Annotated in this window: 17 protein-coding genes and 4 tRNA genes; 13 read left to right on the top strand and 8 right to left on the bottom strand. The window is 47.0% G+C overall.

The annotated features are described in order from the left end of the window. Window positions 1-171: 171 nt before the first annotated feature. From FJD32_RS02240 to FJD32_RS02225, 4 genes are all read right to left on the bottom strand, one after another. Window positions 172-248, bottom strand: a tRNA-Pro gene (locus FJD32_RS02240). A gap of 53 nt (window positions 249-301) precedes the next feature. Then, window positions 302-378, bottom strand: a tRNA-Pro gene (locus FJD32_RS02235). A 102-nt stretch (window positions 379-480) separates the two neighbouring features. Then, window positions 481-556, bottom strand: a tRNA-His gene (locus tag FJD32_RS02230). A 52-nt stretch (window positions 557-608) separates the two neighbouring features. Further along, a tRNA-Arg gene (locus FJD32_RS02225) sits at window positions 609-685 on the bottom strand. 207 nt (window positions 686-892) lie between these two features. On the opposite strand from FJD32_RS02225, the gene FJD32_RS02220 reads away from it, so the two are divergent. Further along, window positions 893-3,523, top strand: a complete 2,631-nt coding sequence (locus FJD32_RS02220) for a diguanylate cyclase (RefSeq protein WP_037427718.1) — start codon at window positions 893-895, stop codon at window positions 3,521-3,523. Window positions 3,524-3,543: 20 nt separating this feature from the next. Here FJD32_RS02220 and rep read toward each other — a convergent pair whose 3' ends face one another. Beyond that, window positions 3,544-5,559, bottom strand: coding sequence for a DNA helicase Rep (gene rep / locus FJD32_RS02215; protein WP_140906969.1), 2,016 nt, complete (start codon window positions 5,557-5,559; stop codon window positions 3,544-3,546). 325 nt (window positions 5,560-5,884) lie between these two features. On the opposite strand from rep, the gene FJD32_RS02210 reads away from it, so the two are divergent. The 6 genes from FJD32_RS02210 (at window position 5,885) to FJD32_RS02185 (ending at window position 11,921) form a co-directional block, all read left to right on the top strand. After that, window positions 5,885-6,457 (top strand): TetR/AcrR family transcriptional regulator, encoded by a 573-nt coding sequence (locus FJD32_RS02210; RefSeq protein ID WP_140906968.1) that lies wholly within the window; start codon window positions 5,885-5,887, stop codon window positions 6,455-6,457. 20 nt (window positions 6,458-6,477) lie between these two features. Then, entirely contained in the window at window positions 6,478-7,596 is a 1,119-nt protein-coding gene (locus FJD32_RS02205; RefSeq protein ID WP_037427715.1) for an efflux RND transporter periplasmic adaptor subunit, read from the top strand. Window positions 7,597-7,609: 13 nt separating this feature from the next. After that, entirely contained in the window at window positions 7,610-10,699 is a 3,090-nt protein-coding gene (locus tag FJD32_RS02200; RefSeq protein WP_140906967.1) for a multidrug efflux RND transporter permease subunit, read from the top strand. A 116-nt stretch (window positions 10,700-10,815) separates the two neighbouring features. Next, window positions 10,816-11,070 (top strand): accessory factor UbiK family protein, encoded by a 255-nt coding sequence (locus FJD32_RS02195; protein ID WP_023266071.1) that lies wholly within the window; start codon window positions 10,816-10,818, stop codon window positions 11,068-11,070. A gap of 94 nt (window positions 11,071-11,164) precedes the next feature. Next, window positions 11,165-11,497, top strand: coding sequence for a hypothetical protein (locus tag FJD32_RS02190; protein ID WP_140906966.1), 333 nt, complete (start codon window positions 11,165-11,167; stop codon window positions 11,495-11,497). A gap of 58 nt (window positions 11,498-11,555) precedes the next feature. Then, the gene (locus FJD32_RS02185) at window positions 11,556-11,921 is read left to right on the top strand and encodes a hypothetical protein (RefSeq protein ID WP_140906965.1); all 366 of its coding nucleotides are present in this window, start codon (window positions 11,556-11,558) and stop codon (window positions 11,919-11,921) included. On the opposite strand, the gene FJD32_RS02180 is transcribed toward FJD32_RS02185, so the two are convergent. Next, the gene (locus FJD32_RS02180) at window positions 11,918-13,084 is read right to left on the bottom strand and encodes a crosslink repair DNA glycosylase YcaQ family protein (RefSeq protein ID WP_140906964.1); all 1,167 of its coding nucleotides are present in this window, start codon (window positions 13,082-13,084) and stop codon (window positions 11,918-11,920) included. The genes FJD32_RS02185 and FJD32_RS02180 overlap by 4 nt on opposite strands. Before the next feature lie 234 nt (window positions 13,085-13,318). On the opposite strand from FJD32_RS02180, the gene FJD32_RS02175 reads away from it, so the two are divergent. From FJD32_RS02175 to FJD32_RS02155, 5 genes are all read left to right on the top strand, one after another. After that, window positions 13,319-13,846 carry a hypothetical protein gene (locus tag FJD32_RS02175; RefSeq protein WP_069454096.1) on the top strand — a complete coding sequence of 176 codons (528 nt, stop codon included), beginning with the start codon at window positions 13,319-13,321 and terminating at the stop codon, window positions 13,844-13,846. Window positions 13,847-14,008: 162 nt separating this feature from the next. Beyond that, window positions 14,009-15,487 (top strand): cell envelope integrity protein CreD, encoded by a 1,479-nt coding sequence (creD, locus tag FJD32_RS02170; RefSeq protein WP_140906963.1) that lies wholly within the window; start codon window positions 14,009-14,011, stop codon window positions 15,485-15,487. Between the two features lie 117 nt (window positions 15,488-15,604). Further along, window positions 15,605-16,387, top strand: a complete 783-nt coding sequence (locus FJD32_RS02165) for a phosphatase PAP2 family protein (RefSeq protein WP_069454095.1) — start codon at window positions 15,605-15,607, stop codon at window positions 16,385-16,387. Between the two features lie 182 nt (window positions 16,388-16,569). Beyond that, window positions 16,570-17,070: an Lrp/AsnC family transcriptional regulator gene (locus FJD32_RS02160; RefSeq protein ID WP_037427707.1), complete on the top strand. Its 501-nt coding sequence runs from the start codon at window positions 16,570-16,572 to the stop codon at window positions 17,068-17,070. A gap of 336 nt (window positions 17,071-17,406) precedes the next feature. Next, complete coding sequence (locus FJD32_RS02155) at window positions 17,407-18,771, top strand: sodium-dependent transporter (protein ID WP_088586560.1); 1,365 nt, start codon at window positions 17,407-17,409, stop codon at window positions 18,769-18,771. Between the two features lie 87 nt (window positions 18,772-18,858). On the opposite strand, the gene FJD32_RS02150 is transcribed toward FJD32_RS02155, so the two are convergent. Further along, the gene (locus tag FJD32_RS02150; RefSeq protein WP_069454093.1) at window positions 18,859-19,734 is read right to left on the bottom strand and encodes a Tim44-like domain-containing protein; all 876 of its coding nucleotides are present in this window, start codon (window positions 19,732-19,734) and stop codon (window positions 18,859-18,861) included. Window positions 19,735-19,918: 184 nt separating this feature from the next. Between FJD32_RS02150 and FJD32_RS02145 the strand changes: the two genes are divergently transcribed. Beyond that, window positions 19,919-20,950, top strand: a complete 1,032-nt coding sequence (locus tag FJD32_RS02145; RefSeq protein WP_069453395.1) for an IS630 family transposase — start codon at window positions 19,919-19,921, stop codon at window positions 20,948-20,950. 269 nt (window positions 20,951-21,219) lie between these two features. Here FJD32_RS02145 and FJD32_RS02140 read toward each other — a convergent pair whose 3' ends face one another. After that, entirely contained in the window at window positions 21,220-22,428 is a 1,209-nt protein-coding gene (locus tag FJD32_RS02140) for an IS4-like element IS10A family transposase (protein ID WP_001206290.1), read from the bottom strand. Window positions 22,429-22,702 lie beyond the last annotated feature (274 nt).

Genomic DNA, 22,702 nt, shown 5'->3' with positions numbered 1-22,702 from the left:
CTCCTTCGGGAGCCTTAATTATTTGAGATGTTGCTAACGGCCTTGAATCCTCGCAGCACCATGTCATGCAATCACAACGCGCCAGCAAGATACGAATGGCAAAACAGTACCAAGAGACAAATACAAAAAAGCCTCAGTACTTCTTTCGAAATTCTGAGGCTTCAGTGTAATTGGTCGGTGATAGAGGATTCGAACCTCTGACCCTCTGGTCCCAAACCAGATGCGCTACCGGACTGCGCTAATCACCGTAACTGTTAACTATTTGCTTGAAAACTCAAACGCGCTAGTTATGCGAAGAATGTGGTCGGTGATAGAGGATTCGAACCTCTGACCCTCTGGTCCCAAACCAGATGCGCTACCGGACTGCGCTAATCACCGAAATTTACTTTAGCTAAAGAGAGTAAAACCCTCTGGTCCGCTCTTATCCAAAAATCTGGATGCGCTATCGGACTGCGCTAATCACCGAGATGTTAAATGAAATGGGGTGACTGATGGGGCTCGAACCCACGACAACCGGAATCACAATCCGGGACTCTACCAACTGAGCTACAATCACCACTGAATTTCACTTTACTGCTAACCTCAAGCTCACAACTCATTCGGAGAGATGGTGCGCCCAAAAGGATTCGAACCTTCGGCCTCACCCTCCGGAGGGGTGCGCTCTATCCAGCTGAGCTATGGGCGCTCGCCTTGGTTAGCGCCGCATATAGTATGGACAAATAGCCTTTGAGTCTATAGCTGTTTTGCACTTTTTTTACTGACTGCTCAAGTTTTGATACATTAGCATGCTTTTTCAGCGAAAACACAGTTAAAATATGACTTGGATGTTACGGTATTTCGTGCTAATTATAACGTTTGGCAACAATTAACGCAGAACTGATTAGTGAGTATCATGTTTAGGGATGAAGATGAAACTACCCAACCTCGAGCTCCTGAGCTTGAACGCTTAAAAAAAAGACTTAATCGCCTTAAATATTTGGCGCATAAGTACAAGCGGGCGGAGATCGTTCAAAATGCGTTACTCGAATTATCCCATATTGCCACTCAGGTTCCTTCCCTCGAAGAATTCTATTTAGGGGTTCACCACCACCTAAAAAAGCTTATTTCTGCTGATAATTTTTTTATCGCTACTCTCGATATCAATACCAACACTATTTCGGTTCCCTTCTTTGCCGATGAAAAAGATGCCCATCCTGCCCAGCTTTATCCCGAGCAATCCCTATCAACGCTGTTGCAACAAGGATTAACTGGTTACGTTTTTCGCACAGGAAAAACCCTACTATGCGATGAATCCAAGGTTGAAGAGCTGGTCGAAGCAGAGGAAATCGTCAATTTAGGTTCTCCTTGCCACCTTTGGCTTGGAGTGCCCATCAAGCATGAAGGCATAGTCACTGCCGTACTGGTAGTACAAACCTATGATACTAATGTCAGTTATGGCGATATCGAGGTCGAGTTAATGACCTTTATTTGTCACCATATTGCTGGCGTGATGGAAAGACTTAAGCACCAAGAACAGCTAGAGCAAGCAATACAACAACGAACTAAAGAGCTTAGCCAAGCCTATGACAAGCTCAAGCAAGAAGTGTATGAAAGACGCAGAGCCGAGCGGCTGCAAAAATCCTTATTTGAAATAGCAGAACTAGCAAGCTCTAGTTCAGATAATCCTGAATTTTATGCACAGCTACATAATGTGATTCGGCACCTTATTCCTGCCAATAACTGTTACATCGCACTGCTAAATGAACAAGGTACCCACTTAACCTTCCCGTTTTACGTTTCCCAATTAGGTAACCAACACCCTGGGACTCGGCCATTACAGGATGGGCTTACGGAGTATGTGCTCAAACACAAACGTCCACTACTGCTAGACCAGAATGATATTCATGGTTTGATTGCCTCAAAAGAAATTTACGCTAAGGCACCCGCACTTAATCACACTCAAACAATGCATCAATGGATAGGTATCCCACTGTTTATCCATGATGTAGTACGAGGTGCGCTAACCATTTATAGCTTTAGCATGACCCAAAACTACCAAACGAAAGACTTGGAGTTACTCACCTTTGTGTCACAACATATCGGTGCTGCTATCGAGAAAAAACTCGCTGCAGAGTCATTACGCCGCAGCTATGAAGAACTAGAGGAAAAGGTTGCAGCTCGTACAACTGCACTCGCTGAGCTCAATAAGGACCTAGAGAAAGAGATCCGTCAGCGCCGTAATATGGAAGCTAAACTCGTCCATGATGCCAAACACGATGCGCTCACAGGATTGCCCAATCGTGCGATGTTTATGGAGCGTCTCAATCAGGCTATCAAACATGTTCGCCGCCATAGCCTAGAACAGTTTGCCCTGCTGTTTATCGACCTCGACCGCTTTAAGCAGATTAACGATACTATGGGACATTTGGAGGGCGATAGATTCTTAATTGAAACCGCCACTCGCTTACGCGGCTGCATCCGTAGCAACGATACCTTGGCAAGACTCGGTGGTGATGAGTTTGTTATCCTGCTCGATACCATCAACGGCATCAACGATGCCCGTGATGTGGCCGAACGAGTCATTCAAAAAGTCTCACAATCCTACAAATTAGGGACAATCGAGTTTCACTCAGGTGCCAGTATCGGCATAACCATTAGTGGTAATAAGTTAGATACCAGTGAATCGATGCTACGTAATGCCGACACCGCAATGTACCAAGCCAAGGCGAATGGCAAAGGTTGTTATGTTATTTTTGACGATAGCGCGTCACAGCAAAAAATCCAGGATATTGCCTTCGAGAATGATTTTAAACAGGCGCTGCAAGCAGAGGAGTTACAACTCAATCTTCTCCCAATTGTTGATTTACAGACTCTACAACCCCATGCTTTTGAGTGTCGATTAATTTGGGAGCATCCCGTATGGGGAAGTATTCCGCACGAAGTTTTAAGCCAATTAGCTGAGCAAGCTAACCTCATGGTTGAGTTGGATAAGTATGCAATTAACTTACTGAATAAGCATTATCACCAGCTCGTTGTGAGCCATGGAGATAACCTTGATTTACACCTTATGCTTTCCAGTCAACATCTTAAACACAAGCATGTACTTCGTGGTCTTAAAAATGCGCTCAAACAAACTCAGCTTCCTCTCCCGCAGCTATGGTTATTTTTTAATGAAAAAGCCTTAGTTCAAGAAACAGAGAACCACATAAGCGGCTTTGAATTATTAAATAAGCAGGGGGTTAACTTAGGGATTAGCCACTACGGAAGCGGCCACAGTGCGTTAAACAGTTTGTTATTCCTCCCTGTAAAAGGCTTAAAGCTGGATGCGAATATCACGAAACAACTGCAAGATGAACAACACATAAAGCTGATGTCTGCCTATCAAAAGGCGGCCTCAACCTTAAACTTACAAACCTTTGTTGACGGACTTCATCACCCTGAGCAAATCAATATATTCAATGCACTAGGTTATCGCTTCGGCCAGGGTAGTGCCATAGCCCACCCTTTTACCTTAGTGGAAACCCTGCATCAGGTTTGCGCCTAAAACTGCAATTACATGATTAATTATGACTTCTTAAACATATCTCTTAAATTCGAGATATGGCTGCGCCCGGTCTGCATTCGCTCTTGCTCTGTTTGCTGTGGCTTACGGTTTTCCCAAATAAGGTCATCCTGCGGTAACTCATGCAGAAAGCGGCTCGGCTCGCAGCGCATAGTTTCACCAAACTGGCGACGCTCACGGCAGAGGGTGAACCATAGCTCACGTTGTGCCCGCGTTATCCCCACATAGGCAAGACGACGTTCTTCATCAACATTATCTTCATCTATGCTGGTTTGATGCGGCAGAATGCGCTCCTCAACCCCCACCATAAACACGAAGGGGAATTCCAGCCCTTTAGAGGCATGCAGCGTCATTAATTGCACCTGATCGCCGCCTTCATCTTCGCTGTTACGCTCCATCATATCTCTAAGCGTTAGGCGGTTAACCACTTCGGGCAAGGTCATAGGTTCATCTAATTCATCCCCAGAGAGCATTTCCGTCACCCAGCGATACAACTCGGAGATGTTTTTCATCCGCATTTCGGCGGCCTTCGCACTGGTACTGGTCTCGTATAAATAGTCTTCGTAATTAATCTTACGGATCAATTGTTTTACGGCTTCAACCGGTTCTCCCCGCTCGGCATGCTCGCCCGTATCGACAATAAAGCGGCCAAATTGATACAAGGCTGACATGGCATTAGGTGGTAAATGATGATTCAGCTCAGGATCAAAAATCGCCTCGAACATGGAGATATGTTTCTCGTTGGCAAAGTTACCCAAACGCTCCAAGGTGGATGGACCAATACCCCGTTTAGGCAAGTTAACCACACGTAAAAAGGCGTTATCATCGTCGGGATTTACCACCAGTTTAAGGTAGCCCATGATGTCTTTAATCTCGGCACGGGCGAAAAACGAAGTGCCGCCGCTTAGCTTGTAAGGGATACGGTTCGTCATCAACGCCCGCTCAAGTAGGCGAGACTGGTGGTTACCGCGATACAGAATGGCGTAATCACCAAATTGGGTACGGCCGACAAATTTGTGGCGAATGATTTCGGCCACCACACGCTCGGCTTCTTGTTCCTCATTGGCGGCAAACAGCACCCGCATCGGCTCACCATAAGCCAGTTCGCTAAATAACGACTTATCGTACACATGGGGATTGTTGGCGATAAGAATGTTCGCCGCCCGCAAAATGCGTTGGCTAGAACGATAATTTTGCTCAAGTTTAATCAACTTAAGCTTGGGAAAGTCTTTGCCCAACAACACTAAGTTCTGCGGCTTAGCACCACGCCACGAATAGATGGACTGGTCATCGTCCCCCACCACAGTAAAGCGCGCGCGCTCGCCCACCAGTAGCTTGACCATTTCATATTGGGAAGTGTTGGTATCCTGATACTCGTCCACCAGCAGGTATTGGATCTTGGTTTGCCAGCGCGTACGCACTTCTTCATGATGGCGTAACAATAGGGTTGGCAGCAGAATTAAGTCATCAAAATCCAAAGCGTTATAAGCTTTCATATGCTGGGCATAGCGTTGATATAACAGGGCGAACAACTGCTGCTGTTCATCCTTTGCCAGCTTGCGCGCTTGGTCGGGAATAATCAGCCCACCCTTCCAGTTGGAAATTGCCCCCGCAAGAGCTTTGAGTAAATCTTTATCTTCCTGTAATTCTTTTTGGGTCAGCTCTTTAAGGAGCGCAAGCGTATCTTGGTCATCGAATAACGAGAACCCAGGCTTTAAACCCAGCACTTTATGCTCACGCTTTACAATCTCAAGACCTAAGGTATGGAAGGTCGAAATCCATAAACCTCTAGCCTCTTTACGCCCCATAGACTGTGCGACCCGCTCCTTCATCTCGCGCGCCGCTTTGTTGGTAAACGTCACTGCGGCGATATTGCGGGCATTGTAGCCACACTTTTGCACTAGATAGGCAATCTTGTTGATAATCACCCGCGTTTTGCCACTGCCCGCGCCCGCTAATACTAAGCAAGGCCCAGAAACATAATGAACGGCATCATTTTGGGCAGGATTGAGTTTCATCGTCGCGCAATATCCAAACAAGTCTTCAGAAGGGGGATGGGATCATAGCAGAAGCGAAGGTTTTAAGGCCAACAAATCCCCAGATATCAATTGAGCAAACAATAGAAATGACTCGTCTCTTCAAATGAATAAGCATTTGAATATGACATCCTAAAAACCAGTCAAATATGCTGCAATCAGTGTGCAGGCAAGCTTATTACAAAATAACTTTCTTAAATCACACTTTTGCCATTTTTTGAGCTAATTTGTTGCTAAGGTTGATAATGCGCAGTAGAATTCCGCATGGATGAACGTTCATTCATAGATGTCGATATCGGAAAGCAGAATGGATAACAAACGTGACTTAATACTTCGCTCCGCCGAAAAAATCATTGCGACAGCAGGCTTACATAACCTTTCAATGCAAAAACTAGCAGTAGATGCAGGCGTTGCCGCAGGTACGATCTACCGCTACTTCAAAGATAAAGAAGATTTGATCATTGAACTGCGTAAAGACGTATTACAACAAATTGCCAGCAAGTTGCTTGAAAACATTAATGAAGGCAGCTTTGACCAAAAATTTCGCCGTCTATGGTTCAACATAGTGGCACTGGGGCGTGAGCAATCTCATGCCAATTTAAGCTTTGCACAGTATTCCCACCTTCCAGGTGTCGATGCGCCTGAGCATCAAGCCTTTGAAAGGGAGATTTTCCAGCAGCTACATCAACTATTTGAGCAGGCGAAAGATCAAGGCGTCATCCAACCATTGAATAATGCCTTGTTATTTTCTATCGCCTTTGAGCCGGCTATTGCCATAGGAAAACGCCTACGGCGAGGCCATTTGGAATGTACAGAAAATGAAATCCGGCGGGCATGTGAATTATGCCTAAAGGCCATTTCAATCAATCTTCAACTTTAACTCTAGGAATCTTTAGCACCATGAAAAAATGGACTCTAAGTATGCTAGCGATCGCTGTACTTGCCTTTGGCTCAGTGATCGGCTTTAACCTGATGGTAAAAAATAAAATCGCCGAGGCGATCGCCAATATGCCAGAGGCTGAGTTTCCTGTAACAGCCATGACATTAGATATGCAAAAGTGGCAACCCACAATTGATGCGATTGGCTTTGTTGAGCCGCATCAAGGGGTGACCATCTCCAACGAATTAGCAGGACGCGTCACCAGTATTAATTTTGAAAACGGTAGCCGAGTGGAAAAAGGCCAACTGCTGGCCGAACTCGATGCCAAAGTGGAAAGAGCCAACCTTAAAAGCAAAATGGTACAACTGCCCGCCGCTGAGGCCGACTTCAAACGCCTTTCAAAACTCTATGCGCAAAAGTCAGTCTCTAAACAGGATTTAGATAATAGTGAATCTAAATATCTGGCCTTACAGGCGGATATTGAAAGCTTAAAAGCCACTATCGAGCGCCGTGAAATCAGTGCGCCTTTCAGTGGTTTAGTGGGTATTCGTAACATTAACTTAGGTGAATATCTTCAGCCTGGTACCGATATTGTGCGTCTCGAAGATATCAGCACAATGAAAATCCGCTTCACTATTCCGCAAACCCAATTACCTCGTATTGCCGTAGGCCAAAAAATCCATGTGTTTGTGGACTCTTATCCTGAGCAACCCTTCGAAGGTGAAATTGCCGCGATTGAACCCGCCGTGTTTTACCAAAGCGGTTTGATCCAAGTGCAAGCACGCATTTCTAACGATAACGCCAAACTGCGTAGCGGGATGTTTGCCCGAGTATCCATCCTATTGCCAGAACTGAACGATCAGTTTGTACTGCCACAAACCGCCATCAACTTTACCCTTTATGGTAACTCTATTTACCTCATCAAAGAGGTCGAAGAAAACGGTAAAAAGCTGGCTAGAGTCGAGCAAATCAACCTGACGGTATTAGAGCGTAACGGCAATAACGCGCTGGTGAGTGGAGCGTTAAAAGCGGGAGATCGTATTGTCACCTCAGGGCAAATTCGCCTCAGTAACAACAGTAAAGTGACAGTGGTTGAAGACCAAGCCCTGACCCACTCCGACACTATGCCAAAGCTGTAATAGGAGCAAGATAATGCGCTTTACAGATATCTTTATTAGGCGACCCGTACTCGCCGCCTCAATCAGCTTTCTCTTGCTGCTGTTAGGCTTTAATGCCCTCAATAGCATGCAAGTGCGTGAATATCCGAAGATGACGAATACCGTAGTCACGGTATCGACCAGTTATTACGGCGCGGATGCAAATCTAATCCAAGGTTTTATTATACAACCGTTAGAGCAAGCGCTAGCGCAGGCCGATAACGTTGACTTTATGACCTCAGAGAGCTTTCTCGGCACCTCGAAAATTTCGGTGTATATGAAGCTCAATACCGATCCGAATGGCGCCTTGGCCGATATTCTCGCCAAAGTAAACTCGGTGAGATCGCAATTGCCCAAAGAGGCTGAAGATCCCAGTGTTGAAATGTCCACTGGCTCGCAAACCTCTGTACTGTATATTTCATTTTTTAGTGACCAGATTAACTCAAGCCAGCTAACGGATTACCTTGAGCGTGTCGTCAAACCCCAGCTCTTTACCATTGACGGCGTTGCTAAGGTGAATTTATACGGTGGTATTAAATACGCCATGCGTATTTGGCTCGATCCGGCCAGAATGGGGGCGTTTACCCTCTCCTCCAGCGATGTAATGCAAGTATTGCAGGCGAACAACTACCAGTCAGCGGTGGGTCAAACCAACAGTGTTTACACCCTTTTTAACGGCACCGCAGACACCCAAGTTGCTACCATCGAAGAGTTAAAACGCTTAGTGATCGGCAGTAAGGACGGTTTAGTCGTCCGTCTCGGTGATATTGCCGATGTTAGCCTCGAAAAGAGCCACGATATCTACCGCGCCTTAGCCAATGGCAAAGAAGCCGTGGTCATCGGCCTTGATGTCACGCCAACGGCGAACCCGCTTACCGTCGCGGCAGATACCCGCGCCCTATTACCTGAAATCGAGCGTAACTTACCGCCATCCATTGGTTCGAGCATTCTCTACGACTCCTCACTCGCAATTGATGAATCGATTAAAGAAGTGGTTAAAACCATTGGTGAAGCCGCGATTATTGTTATCGTGGTGATCACCCTCTTCTTAGGTTCGCTTCGCGCCGTGGTGATCCCCATTGTAACCATTCCGCTCTCGCTGATTGGGGTTGCCATCATCATGCAGATGTTTGGTTTTACGCTCAATCTCATGACCCTGCTTGCCATGGTGCTCGCCATTGGTTTGGTGGTTGACGATGCGATTGTGGTGGTCGAAAACGTCGACAGGCATATTAAGCTGGGTGAGTCGCCCTTTAGAGCCGCGATTATCGGTACCCGCGAAATCGCTGTGCCAGTGATCTCCATGACCATAACCCTCGCCGCAGTTTATGCGCCGATTGCCTTAATGGGTGGGATCACCGGCTCATTATTTAAGGAGTTTGCCCTTACACTCGCAGGTTCTGTGTTTATCTCGGGCATAGTGGCACTGACACTGTCACCCATGATGTGTGCCAAAATTCTCAAACCCCATACCGCACCTAATCGGTTCGAAATGGGAGTCGAAAACTTCCTCACGGGCCTGACTCGCCGTTACAGCAACATGCTAGATGCGGTGATGTTACATCGCCCAGTGATCGTCGCCTTTGCGATTATCGTGTTCGCTTCACTGCCTGTGTTGTTTAAGTTTATCCCGTCAGAACTGGCGCCCAACGAAGATAAAGGCGTGGTAATGATGATGGGCACGGCACCTTCGACCGCTAACTTGGACTACATCCAAGCCAATATGGGTTTAGTCACGGATATGATTAAGGCACAGCCTGAATCGGCCGCGTCACTCGCCTTCGTGGGCGTACCAAGTTCCAGCCAAGCCTTCGGGATCGCGCCATTAGTGCCTTGGAGTGAGCGGGATAAGAGCCAAAAACAAATGCAGGAGTTTTTTGCTAAAGAAGTGAAGCACATTCCTGGAATGGCGATTACAACGTTCCAAATGCCTGAGCTGCCTGGGGCGTCAAGTGGTTTACCGATTCAGTTTGTGATTACTACATCAAACTCCTTCGCCAGCCTCTTCCAAATCGGTACCAGCGTACTGGAAAAGGTGCAAAAGAGTCCCTTGTTTGTGTACTCAGAAATCAACCTTAAATTCGATTCAGGCACCATGAAACTGCATATCAAGCGTGACTTAGCCGGGACCTACGGCGTGACCATGCAAGATATCGGGATCACACTCGCCACCATGATGAGTGATGGCTATGTGAATCGCATTAACTTGGATGGTCGCTCCTACGAAGTGATCCCACAGGTGGAGCGTAAACTGCGGGCGAACCCAGAATCGCTGGCTAATTACTATGTCAAAGCCGCCGATGGTAAATCCATTCCGCTATCCAGCTTGGTTGATATTGAAATGGTGGCCGAGCCTCGCTCACTGCCGCACTTTAACCAAATGAATGCCTTGACTGTGGGTGGTGTAGCCGCGCCAGGCGTAGCCATTGGTGATGCCATCAGCTTTTTGCAAAATATTGGCGATAATGAGTTACCTAAGGGTTATAGCTACGACTTCCTCGGTGAAGCGCGCCAGTTTGTCACTGAAGGATCGGCACTTTATGCCACTTTCTTGCTGGCAATTGCGATTATTTTCTTAGTACTCGCCAGCCAATTTGAAAGCCTTAAAGATCCCTTAGTCATCTTGGTATCTGTACCGCTGGCGATTAGCGGCGCCTTGATTGTACTCGGGTGGACCCATGTGTTTGGCTTAGCCAAAATTAATATCTACACCCAGGTAGGATTAATTACCTTAGTGGGTCTTATCACTAAACACGGGATCTTGATGTGCGAAGTGGCCAAAGAGGAACAACTCCACCGTGGGCTATCTAAACTTGAGGCGATTAAACTGGCGGCAACCATCCGCTTACGCCCAATTTTGATGACCACTGCAGCGATGATTGCGGGTCTATTGCCGCTATTATTTGCTTCCGGCGCTGGGGCGGTAGCACGCTTTAATATCGGTATTGTGATTGTCGCTGGTTTATCGATTGGGACCATTTTTACCCTGTTTGTATTACCGGTGATTTATACCTATCTTGCTGAAAAACATGAGCCTTTGCCCGTGTTTGACGAAGATACCGACGGGCTAGCCCACAACAGCTAACCGCATCCAAGTAAAACCCACGTCCCTTAAGACGTAGGTTTTGCAAGGCGGTTTTCTTTTGAAAGCCAACGTACTAGGTTACAATCCACCCATTCAGTAAAGAGGCGGACAAGAAGATGATCAATCCAAAGAAAATCGAAGAAATGGCGAAGCAACTGAGCGATAGCCTGCCCAGCGGTCTTAAGCAATTTGCCGGCGAATTTGAAGAGCGCAGCAAGCAAGTGCTGCAAAATCAATTGCTCAAGTTGGATATGGTGTCCCGCGAGGAATTTGAAGTACAGCAGCATGTATTACTGAAAACCCGCGAGAAATTAGAAGCCCTGCAAGCACAAGTAAATGAGCTTGAGAAAAAGCTAAACGCCGCAGACTAACTTATAATGCCTGTTTGAAAGAGCACAGTTAGCGATAGCGCAGCTGTGCTTTTTTGTTTTTAACACTTCAAACATTGAGTCACTTAGGGAAATAATGCAACAACTCGCCAGCTACATCCTTGCTATTCAAGGCTATCCTAGCCCAGTTTCAGTGGTGAGCCACACCCAAGAGCAGCAAAGTTATCGAGACGATAATGCTGAAATGTGTGAATCTTTGACCTTATATCACTTCGATAACGGGGTTGTGGTCAGTCTGTTAAGCGAGCAAGATAAACAAGCTGATGAGCCAAACGCGATTTGTGAGGATTATTGGTTGAGTTATCGAGTCATCACCGCCAATATCGCGATTTCGCCGCAGCAAAAGTCCTTTAGCAATCTCTGCCAACAAGGCTTTTGGCTTAAGATGCAGCAAGGGCTTAACGAGTAAGAATAGCCGTCGGCGCTTAGACCTAGCGCCAGCGTTCGAATCGTCAGGGAAGAAAGCCATGGATATCGCAAGCACCACTTTTAATCAGGACTATCTGCTTTGGGGATTATTGCTCCTTGGCGGCCTGCCACTGCTCAGTTATCCCTTTGTTGTCCTCGCCAGCCTGATGGGACTTGCCAGCCGAACCACGATTAACGTGCACTGGTTTTACCGGCTGATGAATAAGAGTTTTCTGTGGGGAACCCTTGCCTATCCCTTAGTGTACATTCCCTGCTACTGGCTAGCGCGGGCGGAGAACAGTTCATTATCCTTAGGCTATGCCACCCTGCCGCTACTCTTTTTGGCCTTGCTGTACCTGTGCTTTCGCTGGATGGATGTACCGCCTAAAGACAAACGCCCAGATAACGACAAAGATCCCGATTAGATCTTCTGCTGCCGTGCGTATAGTTGTTTAAATGCCTTATGGTTAGCCTTCACCAGCTTCCAGCGGCTGCAACCATTAAAACGCGCATACTCAGTAACTGCCGCCTCAAATGCCGCACAGAAGTCATCATCCATGCCGCTAAATCCCTCTTCTAAGGTCAGCTGTTGTAATAACAGTAAACCGCTTTGCCGCTCGGCTTTCACATCCACGCGGCCAACAAAGCAGTCACGCCACAAAATCGCGAGGGAGTAATAGCCATATTGGCGTTTTTCGGCGGGCACATAGACTTCAATTTGATAATCAAAATCAAACCATTGCTTTAATCGCTGCCGCTGAATTAATAGATTATCGAAGGGATTGAGTAACCAGACTCGATTGGGTATTGCAGCGGTTATTTGCAGCTCGGGGCGATAAAAATACCATTGCCCTTCCGCCTTAAAGCTTGCCAACTCACCTTGAGACTGCATAGCGGCTAATTGCTCATTCACATTAGCTTTTATGCCTTTGCGCAGATAAGCGATTTGCGCTGCCGAACCAAAGGCATGGGCATCGAGATAACGCTCAATCAAGTGGCGAGCAAATTCGCTCTCGCTTGGCGCTTGGGTATTGATATGCTCTGGCAGCACGCGCTCGGTAAGATCATAACATTTTTGAAATTTCTCCCGCCGCACCACCATTAACTCGCCGCGCATAAACAACTGCTCTAGCGCCTTTTTGGCGGGCTTCCAATCCCACCAGGCACCGTTTTTGCCTTCAGTATGCTCAAAGTCACTGGCTTTAAGTGGCCCTTCGGCGCGAATGCGGGCACGCACTTCCTGCATCACCTTATCGTCTGGCTCAAACCAATGTTTGCCGCCATTTTGCAGCTGTTGTTTACGTTGCAAACTAAAACGGTAGTCGGCAATGGGTAAATATGCCGCCGCATGGGACCAATATTCAAAAATCTCACCCTGTGCTAACGCTGTATCTAACATCTGCGGTTGATACTGTGGTATCCGGCTATGCAACACATGGTGGTGCGCCCGCTCGACCACATTAATCGAATCGATTTGCACATACCCGAGACGGCTAATAAGCTCACAGACCGACGTCTGAGGTTGTAATAAGCCCTGCTGTTGCATATTCAATTGCAACCACTCACGGGGTGAAAAAGGGCTCGACATAAATTCTCCCAAAATGCTCAAAACGATTGCGCCCTAAGATTGATGCCATTACTGACGGATGATCAAAAGGATAATCCTCTTACTTTTGTCGGATATTTCGTAAACTTAGCGCGAATTTGTCAGCTCGCGTACAACTTGAGTTAACATAGGGCATTTCCTCGCTTAGGGCTATCGCTTACCTCGAGTCAAACAACTCCCTCTTACAAAGGTTAGCCCCTCATTAAGGATTGATGAATGAATATCTATTACCGCGAAGCCAAACTCTGCGGCCGTAAAACCGGCAATGGTACTAAACTGCCATTTTTAATGAATATGCTGTACTCACTCGGTGAAAAGAATGGCGAGTTACAACCTTTCAGCATCGACGATATTAAGGCAGTCCTGTTTAACCAACATCAATCGATTGGCTGCTCCATTAAAGCGCCTTTACCCATAGTCTCTTGGCGTAGCGAAGCCATTTGGTACGAGCTATTCAAAGGTGAAGCGCCCGTGTATCTGCCCCAATGCATCACCTTTAGCAATGGCGCAATCGACTATGCAATTGTCGTGATAAACGATGAGTATGAGCTACGTATTTGGCCGGACTGCAATAATCGTGAGCGTGAAAAACACCAATGGTTTTCACACCATGCCGCCGTATACTCCGAAGAAATCGATGTCTTTAAGGAATGTCTTGAGGTGCTACTCAAACATATCCGCAAGGAAGATGACTTTGAGGCTAAACACCCGAAATTTGGCAAACAACGCACCAGTTCAAAATAGGTTTTAGCGCACTTAAAGGCGATTGCCATAATTTTGCCACTATTGATCAGCAACTTGCCCGCAACTTCCGTGGGCAAATCTGCTTTAATACCCGCCGTAATATCGAGTTAGCTCAATAGTATGCAATGGCGACTCGCGCGTATTTCATAGGGAATGAAATCCATGTTTAACATTATTTTCTGGGTGCTCACGTTACTGAGTTTGGCGCTGTTTGGCGGCGCTATCTATTTAGTGACGCGCGCGCTCCTTAAAAAACTCAATCGTGATCAAGGAACCGATATGTCAACACAAGAGTCGTGGGCAGCACCCACTGCAAAGGGAACGGCATTAAAAAACACCACCTTATTAAAAGCCATCACCATTGGCATACTGTCGATTGTGGCCTTGCTACCGCTCGGGATCATTATGGATATGACGTCCGATCGCGAAATGCTTTACAACAGTGTGGTCGATGAAATCGGCCGGTCATGGGGCGAGCAGCAAACCCTCTCAGGTCCTGCGCTAGTAATCCCTTACAGCTATTTTGTGATGCAGGAAGAAGTCAGTAACGACGGCAAAACCCGCCACGAAGTGAAGCGCACCTATCAAGATGAGCTGGTGATTCTGCCGAAAAAGCTCACTCTCGATTTAGACCTAAAACATGATTTCCGTACCCGTGGCATTTATCAATCGCTGGTGTATAACGCGGCGCTTAAGGGGCAGGCTGACTTTCGCTTAAATCGTTATGACATTCCTAACCTTATCGCCTTTGATAACAAAAATGCCCGTTTAGTCTTTGGTGTGTCATCAAACCAAGCAATTGATAAAGTAGAAAAGATTGAGGTGACAGGCGATTCAGTCTTACTCTCTGGCTCGCTGATGTCGGGCACTGGCTTGACGACTGGTGGTCTAGAGAAAGGCTTTAACCAAGGGATCCAAGTCGGCGAAGCAAGTGATTTTAGCGTGAACTTTGCCATGACACTGCGCGGCTCTCAGTCGATTAGTGCCCTGCCATTAGGTGAGCAAACCTTGTTGAATATCCATGCCGACTGGCCGCACCCGAGTTTTAAAGGCTTACTCCCAGCAGAGCGCGAAATCACTACCAACGGATTTACCGCCAACTGGAATATCAGTCACTTAACTCGCAACTATCCGCAGGAGTTTATTAAGAGTAATCAGTCGACGCTTACCGAAGTCGTCCCCAATGCCATGCTGTTTGAGCCTGTAACCCATTACGGCAAGATTGAGCGCTCAGTCAAATACGGCCTGCTGTTTATCGTACTGACTTTTATCATGTTATTTATCTTCGAGCTGGGTCAAAAGACCAGCCTAAGCACAGTGCAATATATGCTGGTTGGCAGTGCGATGGCCCTGTTCTACCTGCTGTTACTGTCACTCTCGGAGCATCTTGCCTTCCTGCAAGCCTATCTGATCGCCGCCTGTATTCCTGTGCTGTCGGTATCCGCTTATGTGGGCAGTGCCACCGCTAGCGTTAAACGTGGCGCGATAGTAGGCACTATGCTGGTGAGCTTGTATGCGGTGTTGTACTCAATACTGCAATTAGAAGATTACGCCCTACTGATGGGTACTGGCTTGTTATTAGTGGTTTTACTGATTTTGATGTTCGTAACCCGTCATCAACCCAAGGACACAGTGCAATAGCACCTACCGGTCCACCCTTGAAGACCCCCGACAGCGCACTTTTTGCTGTCGGGATTTTTTTATTGGCAAGACCACATGTGACATGTAGCCTATTGCGTTTACTCGGAGGCGAATATTTTGACTCATCCAGCCTATCTTCTACGTCGTTTGGCGCTTGTATGGTTACTGCTAGCAGCGATTCCAAGCCTACTGTTACTTACGCAAAATCAATTATTTCCGCTGCTCGATCTACAATCACCCTTAGCCAGAGCCTTGTACTGGCTAACCACAACCGGCACAGCGCCCTATGGGGTTGCGACCGTTTTAGTCGTGTTGGCGCTTGCCTATTGTTATATGCCTAAAGCATTATTTATTAACTTGTTTTTAGCCATCAGCCTAAGCCAAGTATTAAGCCTAAGCACTAGCCATGCCCTTAAAAGCTTTTTTAAAGAGCCAAGGCCCAATCTGGTGTATCTATCTGAGCAAGCACTCCCAGATGATGCACAGTTAACTCCGCAAACCTTCTATCAACTCGCAAAACCAGAACGCTCACAGGCCATTGCTGAGGCGCTGACCGAGCTGCAAACGAGAACCTCAGCGGTAAAACTGTCCCCAAAAATCCACCAACATTGGGAAGATGAAATCGGCTATTCCTTCCCGTCTGGACACACCATTTTTGCCGTAACCTTAGTGCTAACCGCCAGCTACTATCTGCTTTTAGCGGGTTTACCTCTATTCACCAGTGCGTTATTGGTTTGGGGATTATTGATGGGCCTAAGCCGTATGCTACTCGGCATGCACTGGCCGCAGGATGTGCTCTTTTCCACCCTACTGGCCGCTATCATCAGCAGCTTAAGCATATTTTTGGTCAGTAAAATGCGTCTATTCACGCAAAGGTTTGTAAAAGCCACTTCGCAATAACGCCCTAGTTACATTGACTTAAAAGGGAATAACCATTTGTTCGTCAATGCACCTTGGATTGAAATGCCTGTGAGGCTCTGAACTGATTAGATATTTAATGTGATTGCTATTACACAAGATTTTTGGCAAACAGCGCTAACACTGGCAAACTAGGGGTAGAGTCCGCTACCCCTAAACTTTCCATGACTGAAACTCACCCATATAAACTCGACCAACTCGATTTAACCATTTTGCGTTTACTACAAACCCACGGCAGGTTATCGAATCTTGAACTGGCAACGAAAGTCGGCCTGTCGCCGTCCCCTTGCTCACGCCGCGTTAAAGCCCTAGAAGAAGCGGGTTATATTGCCGATTATGTCACGCGTCTGTCAGCGGATAAATTCAACCTACATTTGACTGCGTATATCCATGTAAGGATGGAAAAACACACGCCTGCAATCCTCAACCAATTTGAAGCCAATATACTGGGCTACGAAGAAGTCCAAGAATGCGCGCTGATCACCGGTTCTGAAGCCGACTATCAACTCAAAGTGTTAGTCCAAGATATGGCGCACTTTCGTACTTTTCTGTTAGATAAACTCACCACCAATGTGCATATCGCAGGTGTGCATTCCAGCTTCGTGTTGAAAAAGGTCAAAGAGCACACGGCCATCCCCTTAAGCCATATCACCATTGAACCCTAAGCGCAGTAAAAGTGACGGCCGCTGCGATAGCGTGAGACCAATGCAGCTATGGTTGCAGCGTCGCTACCCCAAGCAGCTCATCCTGCGAAAGGTATTTTTGGCGATAAGATCACAATTTATTAGGTTTTTACCATCGCAATTAATCGCTAAAGCGAGGCTGCCAGCCACCGCCACGAGCAACATAATCTCGAACCTCACCACAAATCAAAATTTAACACCAAAATCAAAGCAAAATACGAACAATAATTGCCGATTAACATCAATTTAACGCACAAAAATTGCGTTGAACTTCTTATTTATCCGCCTAAGATACGCCTTCTTTTTACGGGAGGCACAATGCAATCGGCCAATACAAATTCGACTAACCATTTCAGCTCACGCTTAGGTTTTATTATGGCGGCAGCCGGCAGTGCCGTTGGTGTCGGCAACATTTGGGGATTCCCCACCCAAGCGGCAACCCATGGCGGCGGGGCCTTTTTGCTGGTGTACCTAGTACTGATTTTTATCCTAGGCATTCCCATGCTGATGGCCGAACTGATGATTGGTCGCCACGGACAAACCAACCCCGCCGATGCCATGGGTAAACTCGGTTGCAACTCGCTCACCCGTAATTTAGGCAAGACAATAGGGTTGATTTCTATCGTAACAGCAGGGTTGATCTACACCTTCTACAGCATTCTTTCTGGCTGGTTTGTGAGCTACGCTATCGCCCCAATTGCCACGGCTATGGGCTCGCACGATACCGCTGCTTGGCTAATGGATTTCTCGCTGTCGCGCAATCTGGTATTCACGCTAATTTTTAGCGCGCTGGTATTTTTGGTATTGCTGCAGGGCGTACAAGAAGGTATCGAAAAATGGTCTAAACGCTTAATGCCGCTATTGTTGATCATGCTGATCGCGGGAGTGGCCTATATCTTCACCCTCAATGGCGCAAGTGAAGGTATTACCGCACTATTAACGCCTAACGTTGCCAAGGCTATCGCGCCAGATACCTTGATCAACGCACTCGGACAGACCTTTTTCTCACTCACCATAGGCACTGGTGCCATGATGGTTTATGGCAGCTATTTGAGCCAAAAAGAGAATATTGCCAAATTAACCATCTGGGTTGCCTTTACCGATAGCGGCATCGCCTTTCTCGCCGCCTTTTTAATCATCCCAGCCATGTATGTAGCCCAGCATAATGGCGTGCAGATTTTTAGCGCTGAAGGCAAGTTAATCGATTCGGATGCATTGGTCTTTACTGTTTTACCCGCCTTATTCTCAACCCTAGGCGACACGGCCAACCTCATTATTAGCGTGGTGTTCTTTATGCTGCTGATCATCGCCGGCCTGACATCAGCCATTTCCATCGCCGAGGTGCCAACGAGTTATGTGATGCAAAAATGTGGATTCAGCCGCCAACGTGCTACCTTGATCATCGGCCTATTGTTGACCTCATTATCCTTATTACTGGCGGTATTTTTTGAGACGCTATTTAGTTTCACTATCATGCTAACCACGCAAATGGCCCAACCGCTGGTCGCCCTCGGTATCGCGATTTACTTAGGTTGGATTTGGCGCCAAAGCCAGTTACTCAAGGCGATAAGTGGACAAGAGGGTGTCGATGCCACGGGGCTTTTCTGGCGCATTTGGCCAAGGTACGTGAAGTATGTTTGCCCAGTACTAATCATCGCGATCGCGATCAGGCAATTTGTGTAACTCTTTAAAAAAACAAAATCCCCGCTTAATGCGGGGATTTTTTATTGAACAATTAACAGATATAGGCTGCTTTTGAAGGTGGAAAGATTACTGCTCGATACCCACGATTAACCAAGGCGCGTTGGCTTGTGTAAGGTTACGCTCTAAATGCCAGATTTCCTTAATGTCTTCTTCGACACCTTCAACCGTATCACGGTAGCGGCCGCTAAACTTAACACTCACTTCCGCCAGATTAGCATTGTGTGTCGCGCGGACCAGTTCAGCATCTAAGAACATCACTTCTGTATGCTGTTCGCCAACGAGCTCACGGCGTTGGTTGCTGAGCTCATTAAAAAGCTCAATCGAAACATACTCTTGAATTTTGCTTAAATCGTTTTCGTTCCATGCTACTTGCAGGGTTTTGTAATGACTACGCGCGCCTTCTAAAAAGCTAGGTAAATCAAACCCCACAGGCAAATGGAAAGGCACTGTGCTCGCCGCTTGAGCAAAACCATTGCTGCCACTGTTTGCACTGCTGGCAAAACCGGTTTGTTCCGCTTGCTGGCGTTGCAGATTCGGATTAGGTTGACCCGCACCTGCGTAGGCAGGTCTTGGCTGGGTACTGGCTTTTGAAGCCATCAGAGTACGGACAATTTTAAACAGCACGAATGCCAACAGAGCGATAATCAAAATATCCATAAATTGAATATTTTCAAAACCTTCGCCCATAAATAGCGCAGCCAATAAGCCACCCGCTAATAAACCGCCTAACATGCCGCCCATCATACCTTTCTTGCCCGCAGCAGGTGCTGGCGCAGCGGTAGGCGGGGTTGTGGGAGTATTAGTTGCCGCAGGCTGAGCCGGCGCCGTTTGATGACTTTTGCCAATAGACTTATTACTGCCGAATTTTTTTGCTTCTGCGACGGGACTAGCAGCCAAGCTAACCGCAAAAATCATCGCCAGCATAATAAATAACTTTTTCATTTATAAGATCTTTGTATGTATAACCAGAGGTGCAGGCATCATAGCGGGATGACATTATATGTCAACTATCAAAAGAGGGGCCTAAATAGCTGTTCCAAATAGTAGATCAAAGGAAGGGAACTCAGTCCTGTTTGAGCGATCTGATCTATCGCCAAACAAACCCACCACTCGCCGAGGACTGAGAATGGCCATCTTACCACCACTTTGTCGCGCAGAGCGCAAACAACTACAGAAATTGATCCATAAAACCAAGGATAAACACTTCGCTCGACGTCTTATCGCTATGCTGATGCTGCATCAAGGGCTGTCGATTACTGACGTTCATCATGCTACTGGTGCAGCACGCTCCAGTATTGGTCGTTGGTTAGGCTGGTATACCGAAAGCGGCGTTGATGGGCTTAAATCTCTGCAGCTGGGACGGCCGGCAAGCTTGCCCATAGACCCCATATTGCTCTGTCTATCTTTGCTTATTCAGCTATGCCCACAGGACTTTGGTTACCAACGTAGCCGCTGGAGCAGTGAACTGCTTGCCATGGTGATTAATGCACAGCTTAAGCTCAGCATCGCTGCATCCACCGTCCGCCGATTACTACCCAAAGCAGGAATGGTCTGGCGCCGCTCGGCTCCGACATTGCGTATCAAAGACCCACACAAAGAGGAGAAAATGGCCGCGATAAATCAGGCACTTGAGCAGTGTTGCGTCGAGCATCCGGTTTTCTATGAAGATGAAGTAGACATCGACTTGAACCCAAAAATCGGGGCAGATTGGATGCCAAAAGGACAACAAAAACGCGTTGTCACCCCAGGCAACAACCGTAAGCATTACATAGCTGGAGCCCTGCATGCCAGCACCGGGAAAGTGCTTTATGTAAGCCACGATAGCAAAGCGTCAGAGCTGTTTATTGCCATGTTGGAGAAGCTTAAGCGTCATTACCGCAAAGCCAAAACCATCACGCTCATCCTGGACAATTACATTATTCATAAGAGCCGTAAGACCGTAGCTTGGCTCAAGCATAATCCCAAATTCAGATTACTATTTCAGCCGGTATACTCGCCGTGGGTCAACAAGATAGAACGCTTATGGCTCGCACTGCATGAAACGGTAACCCGCAATCACGCTTGCAGGAACATACGGGAACTGCTTGGCATGGTATGGCATTTTATGGGAACCGTTTCCCCATTTCCTGGCAGTGGGCATGGCACGGCGAAAATGTAGCAGTATTCGGATCAGCTATTTAGGCTTACAAACTTCGTTTGTTCTTCTAAATCAAAATCAAAGTCGTGTGGACTTCCTCACTGCTTGTTCAACTTGACTCAACTAAGAATGCTTCTAACGATATGATTATTCGGCTATGAATGACGTGAGAATCGATTAAGCACTGTCATTCCAGTGACACGCAGCAAGCACATCCCTGTGTGCTCGACCGTGACATCCCTGTCACGAACGGTCACTTACATGCCAGTGCTTAATCCTGAAGGATCCCCTCATAAATCAGCCATAGCATAGCCATATTTGAGCAACTGATTGGCGAATAATACCCAGGCCGCCAGCAATTCTTTCTCCGTGATTTGATAATCAGGCCGCCTGAGTACCTCCAATCCCAAGCGAATCGTTGAGAGTACCGTTCGATGCCCAATGGTATTGGCCTGAAAATGCTTATCCCAGCCCTGTTGCTGTGCGTGTAAACCAACTAGCCACAACAGGCATTGAACCATCAACGCTATCAGTAGGATGATGTCGAATCGCTCTGGACTGTTGGTACGACTTTGGCGTAAGCCAAAGCCGTATGCCGGGCTTTTGAGGTCACGAAAGGTTTCCTCTATTTGCATACGTTTGGCGTACAGGTTTACCAGCTGCTTTGGGCTCCGAGATTCTGGTGGTAAATTGCTGGCTAACACCCAAGGCTCTTTCGCCGATGTTGAGTACGTTTTTGCCGATGGATGGTGGCAATTAGTCCTCGTTGAACGCTGATTTGTACGCCCCTTAGGTTTGCTACGATAAAGCGTGAGATGGCAATTGATAGGGTTAGTTTTGGTCAAGGTCTTACAACCCAGGCTCTTCGCTTGACCGTTGGCCAAGTCATGTGTACTGCGAACTGCACGCCAATTTTCAGCGCCAATATCTGCAAATTGAACTGTACCGCGAATACGGCTTAGCCAAAACCAACCATGCGCCTCAACCTCTTTGTACCAAGGCACTTTGAACCCCGCGTCAGTCACGATGAGAGGGGTAACATGCAAAGGTAAAATCTTGGCTAAGTCCGCTAAAAAACCGTTGTGGGAGGCCTTAGAGCATTGTTCTGATAGGGGATAGGACTTCTCATACAGGGTAATAGAGCGGCCATTGAAGGCTATTGAGGCGCGCAGAGCCATGATGCGTTTATGCTCTCGGATGTCTGACCAATCGACGAGCACAATCGGCATAGGGTTACCAGAACAGATGAGGCTGGCATGCCATTGGTAGACAGCTAACCGTTCTTGATGCAGATGCGTGTTGCCGAGCAAACGATCAATGCGCTTGATGTTGTGCTTGGTTCGGGCCGTGGTTGGTAAATTTCGACCTAACTCAGTCAAGGTCAGTGTCTTACATTCAATCAGTGCCTTAGAGGCCAGCATCAAGCTGTTTAATCGTTTTAGGTGAAGTTCTGGGCAGTATTGGTGTAAAGAATGTTGTAGGATATTGGCTTCGCGCATCTTGTTGTCCAAGTGTAGTTTTTAGCGAAACCATTTGATCATGCAACAAGATGCGCTTCCACTCTAATTTGATGATTTATTTGTAAATCATCAGGGGATTCTTCAGTGCTTAATCCCGTTAACTTCCGTGTATCCTGATAGCCAGAACTCCGAAACCCGAAGCCAAGATCTAAGTACCATCTAAGCAGATATAGCTTTGGAAGAGCCATTAACACAGTCGCCATAGTGAAAAAAATGCATGTCCTATCTTTTAGGTCATTCCAGTAACTCACAG

This window comes from Shewanella sp. LC6, assembly GCF_006385735.2.
Lineage (GTDB): Bacteria > Pseudomonadota > Gammaproteobacteria > Enterobacterales > Shewanellaceae > Shewanella > Shewanella xiamenensis.
The sequence above is the reverse complement of the archived record's forward strand: the minus strand, read 5'-3'. Positions and strand labels throughout refer to the sequence as shown.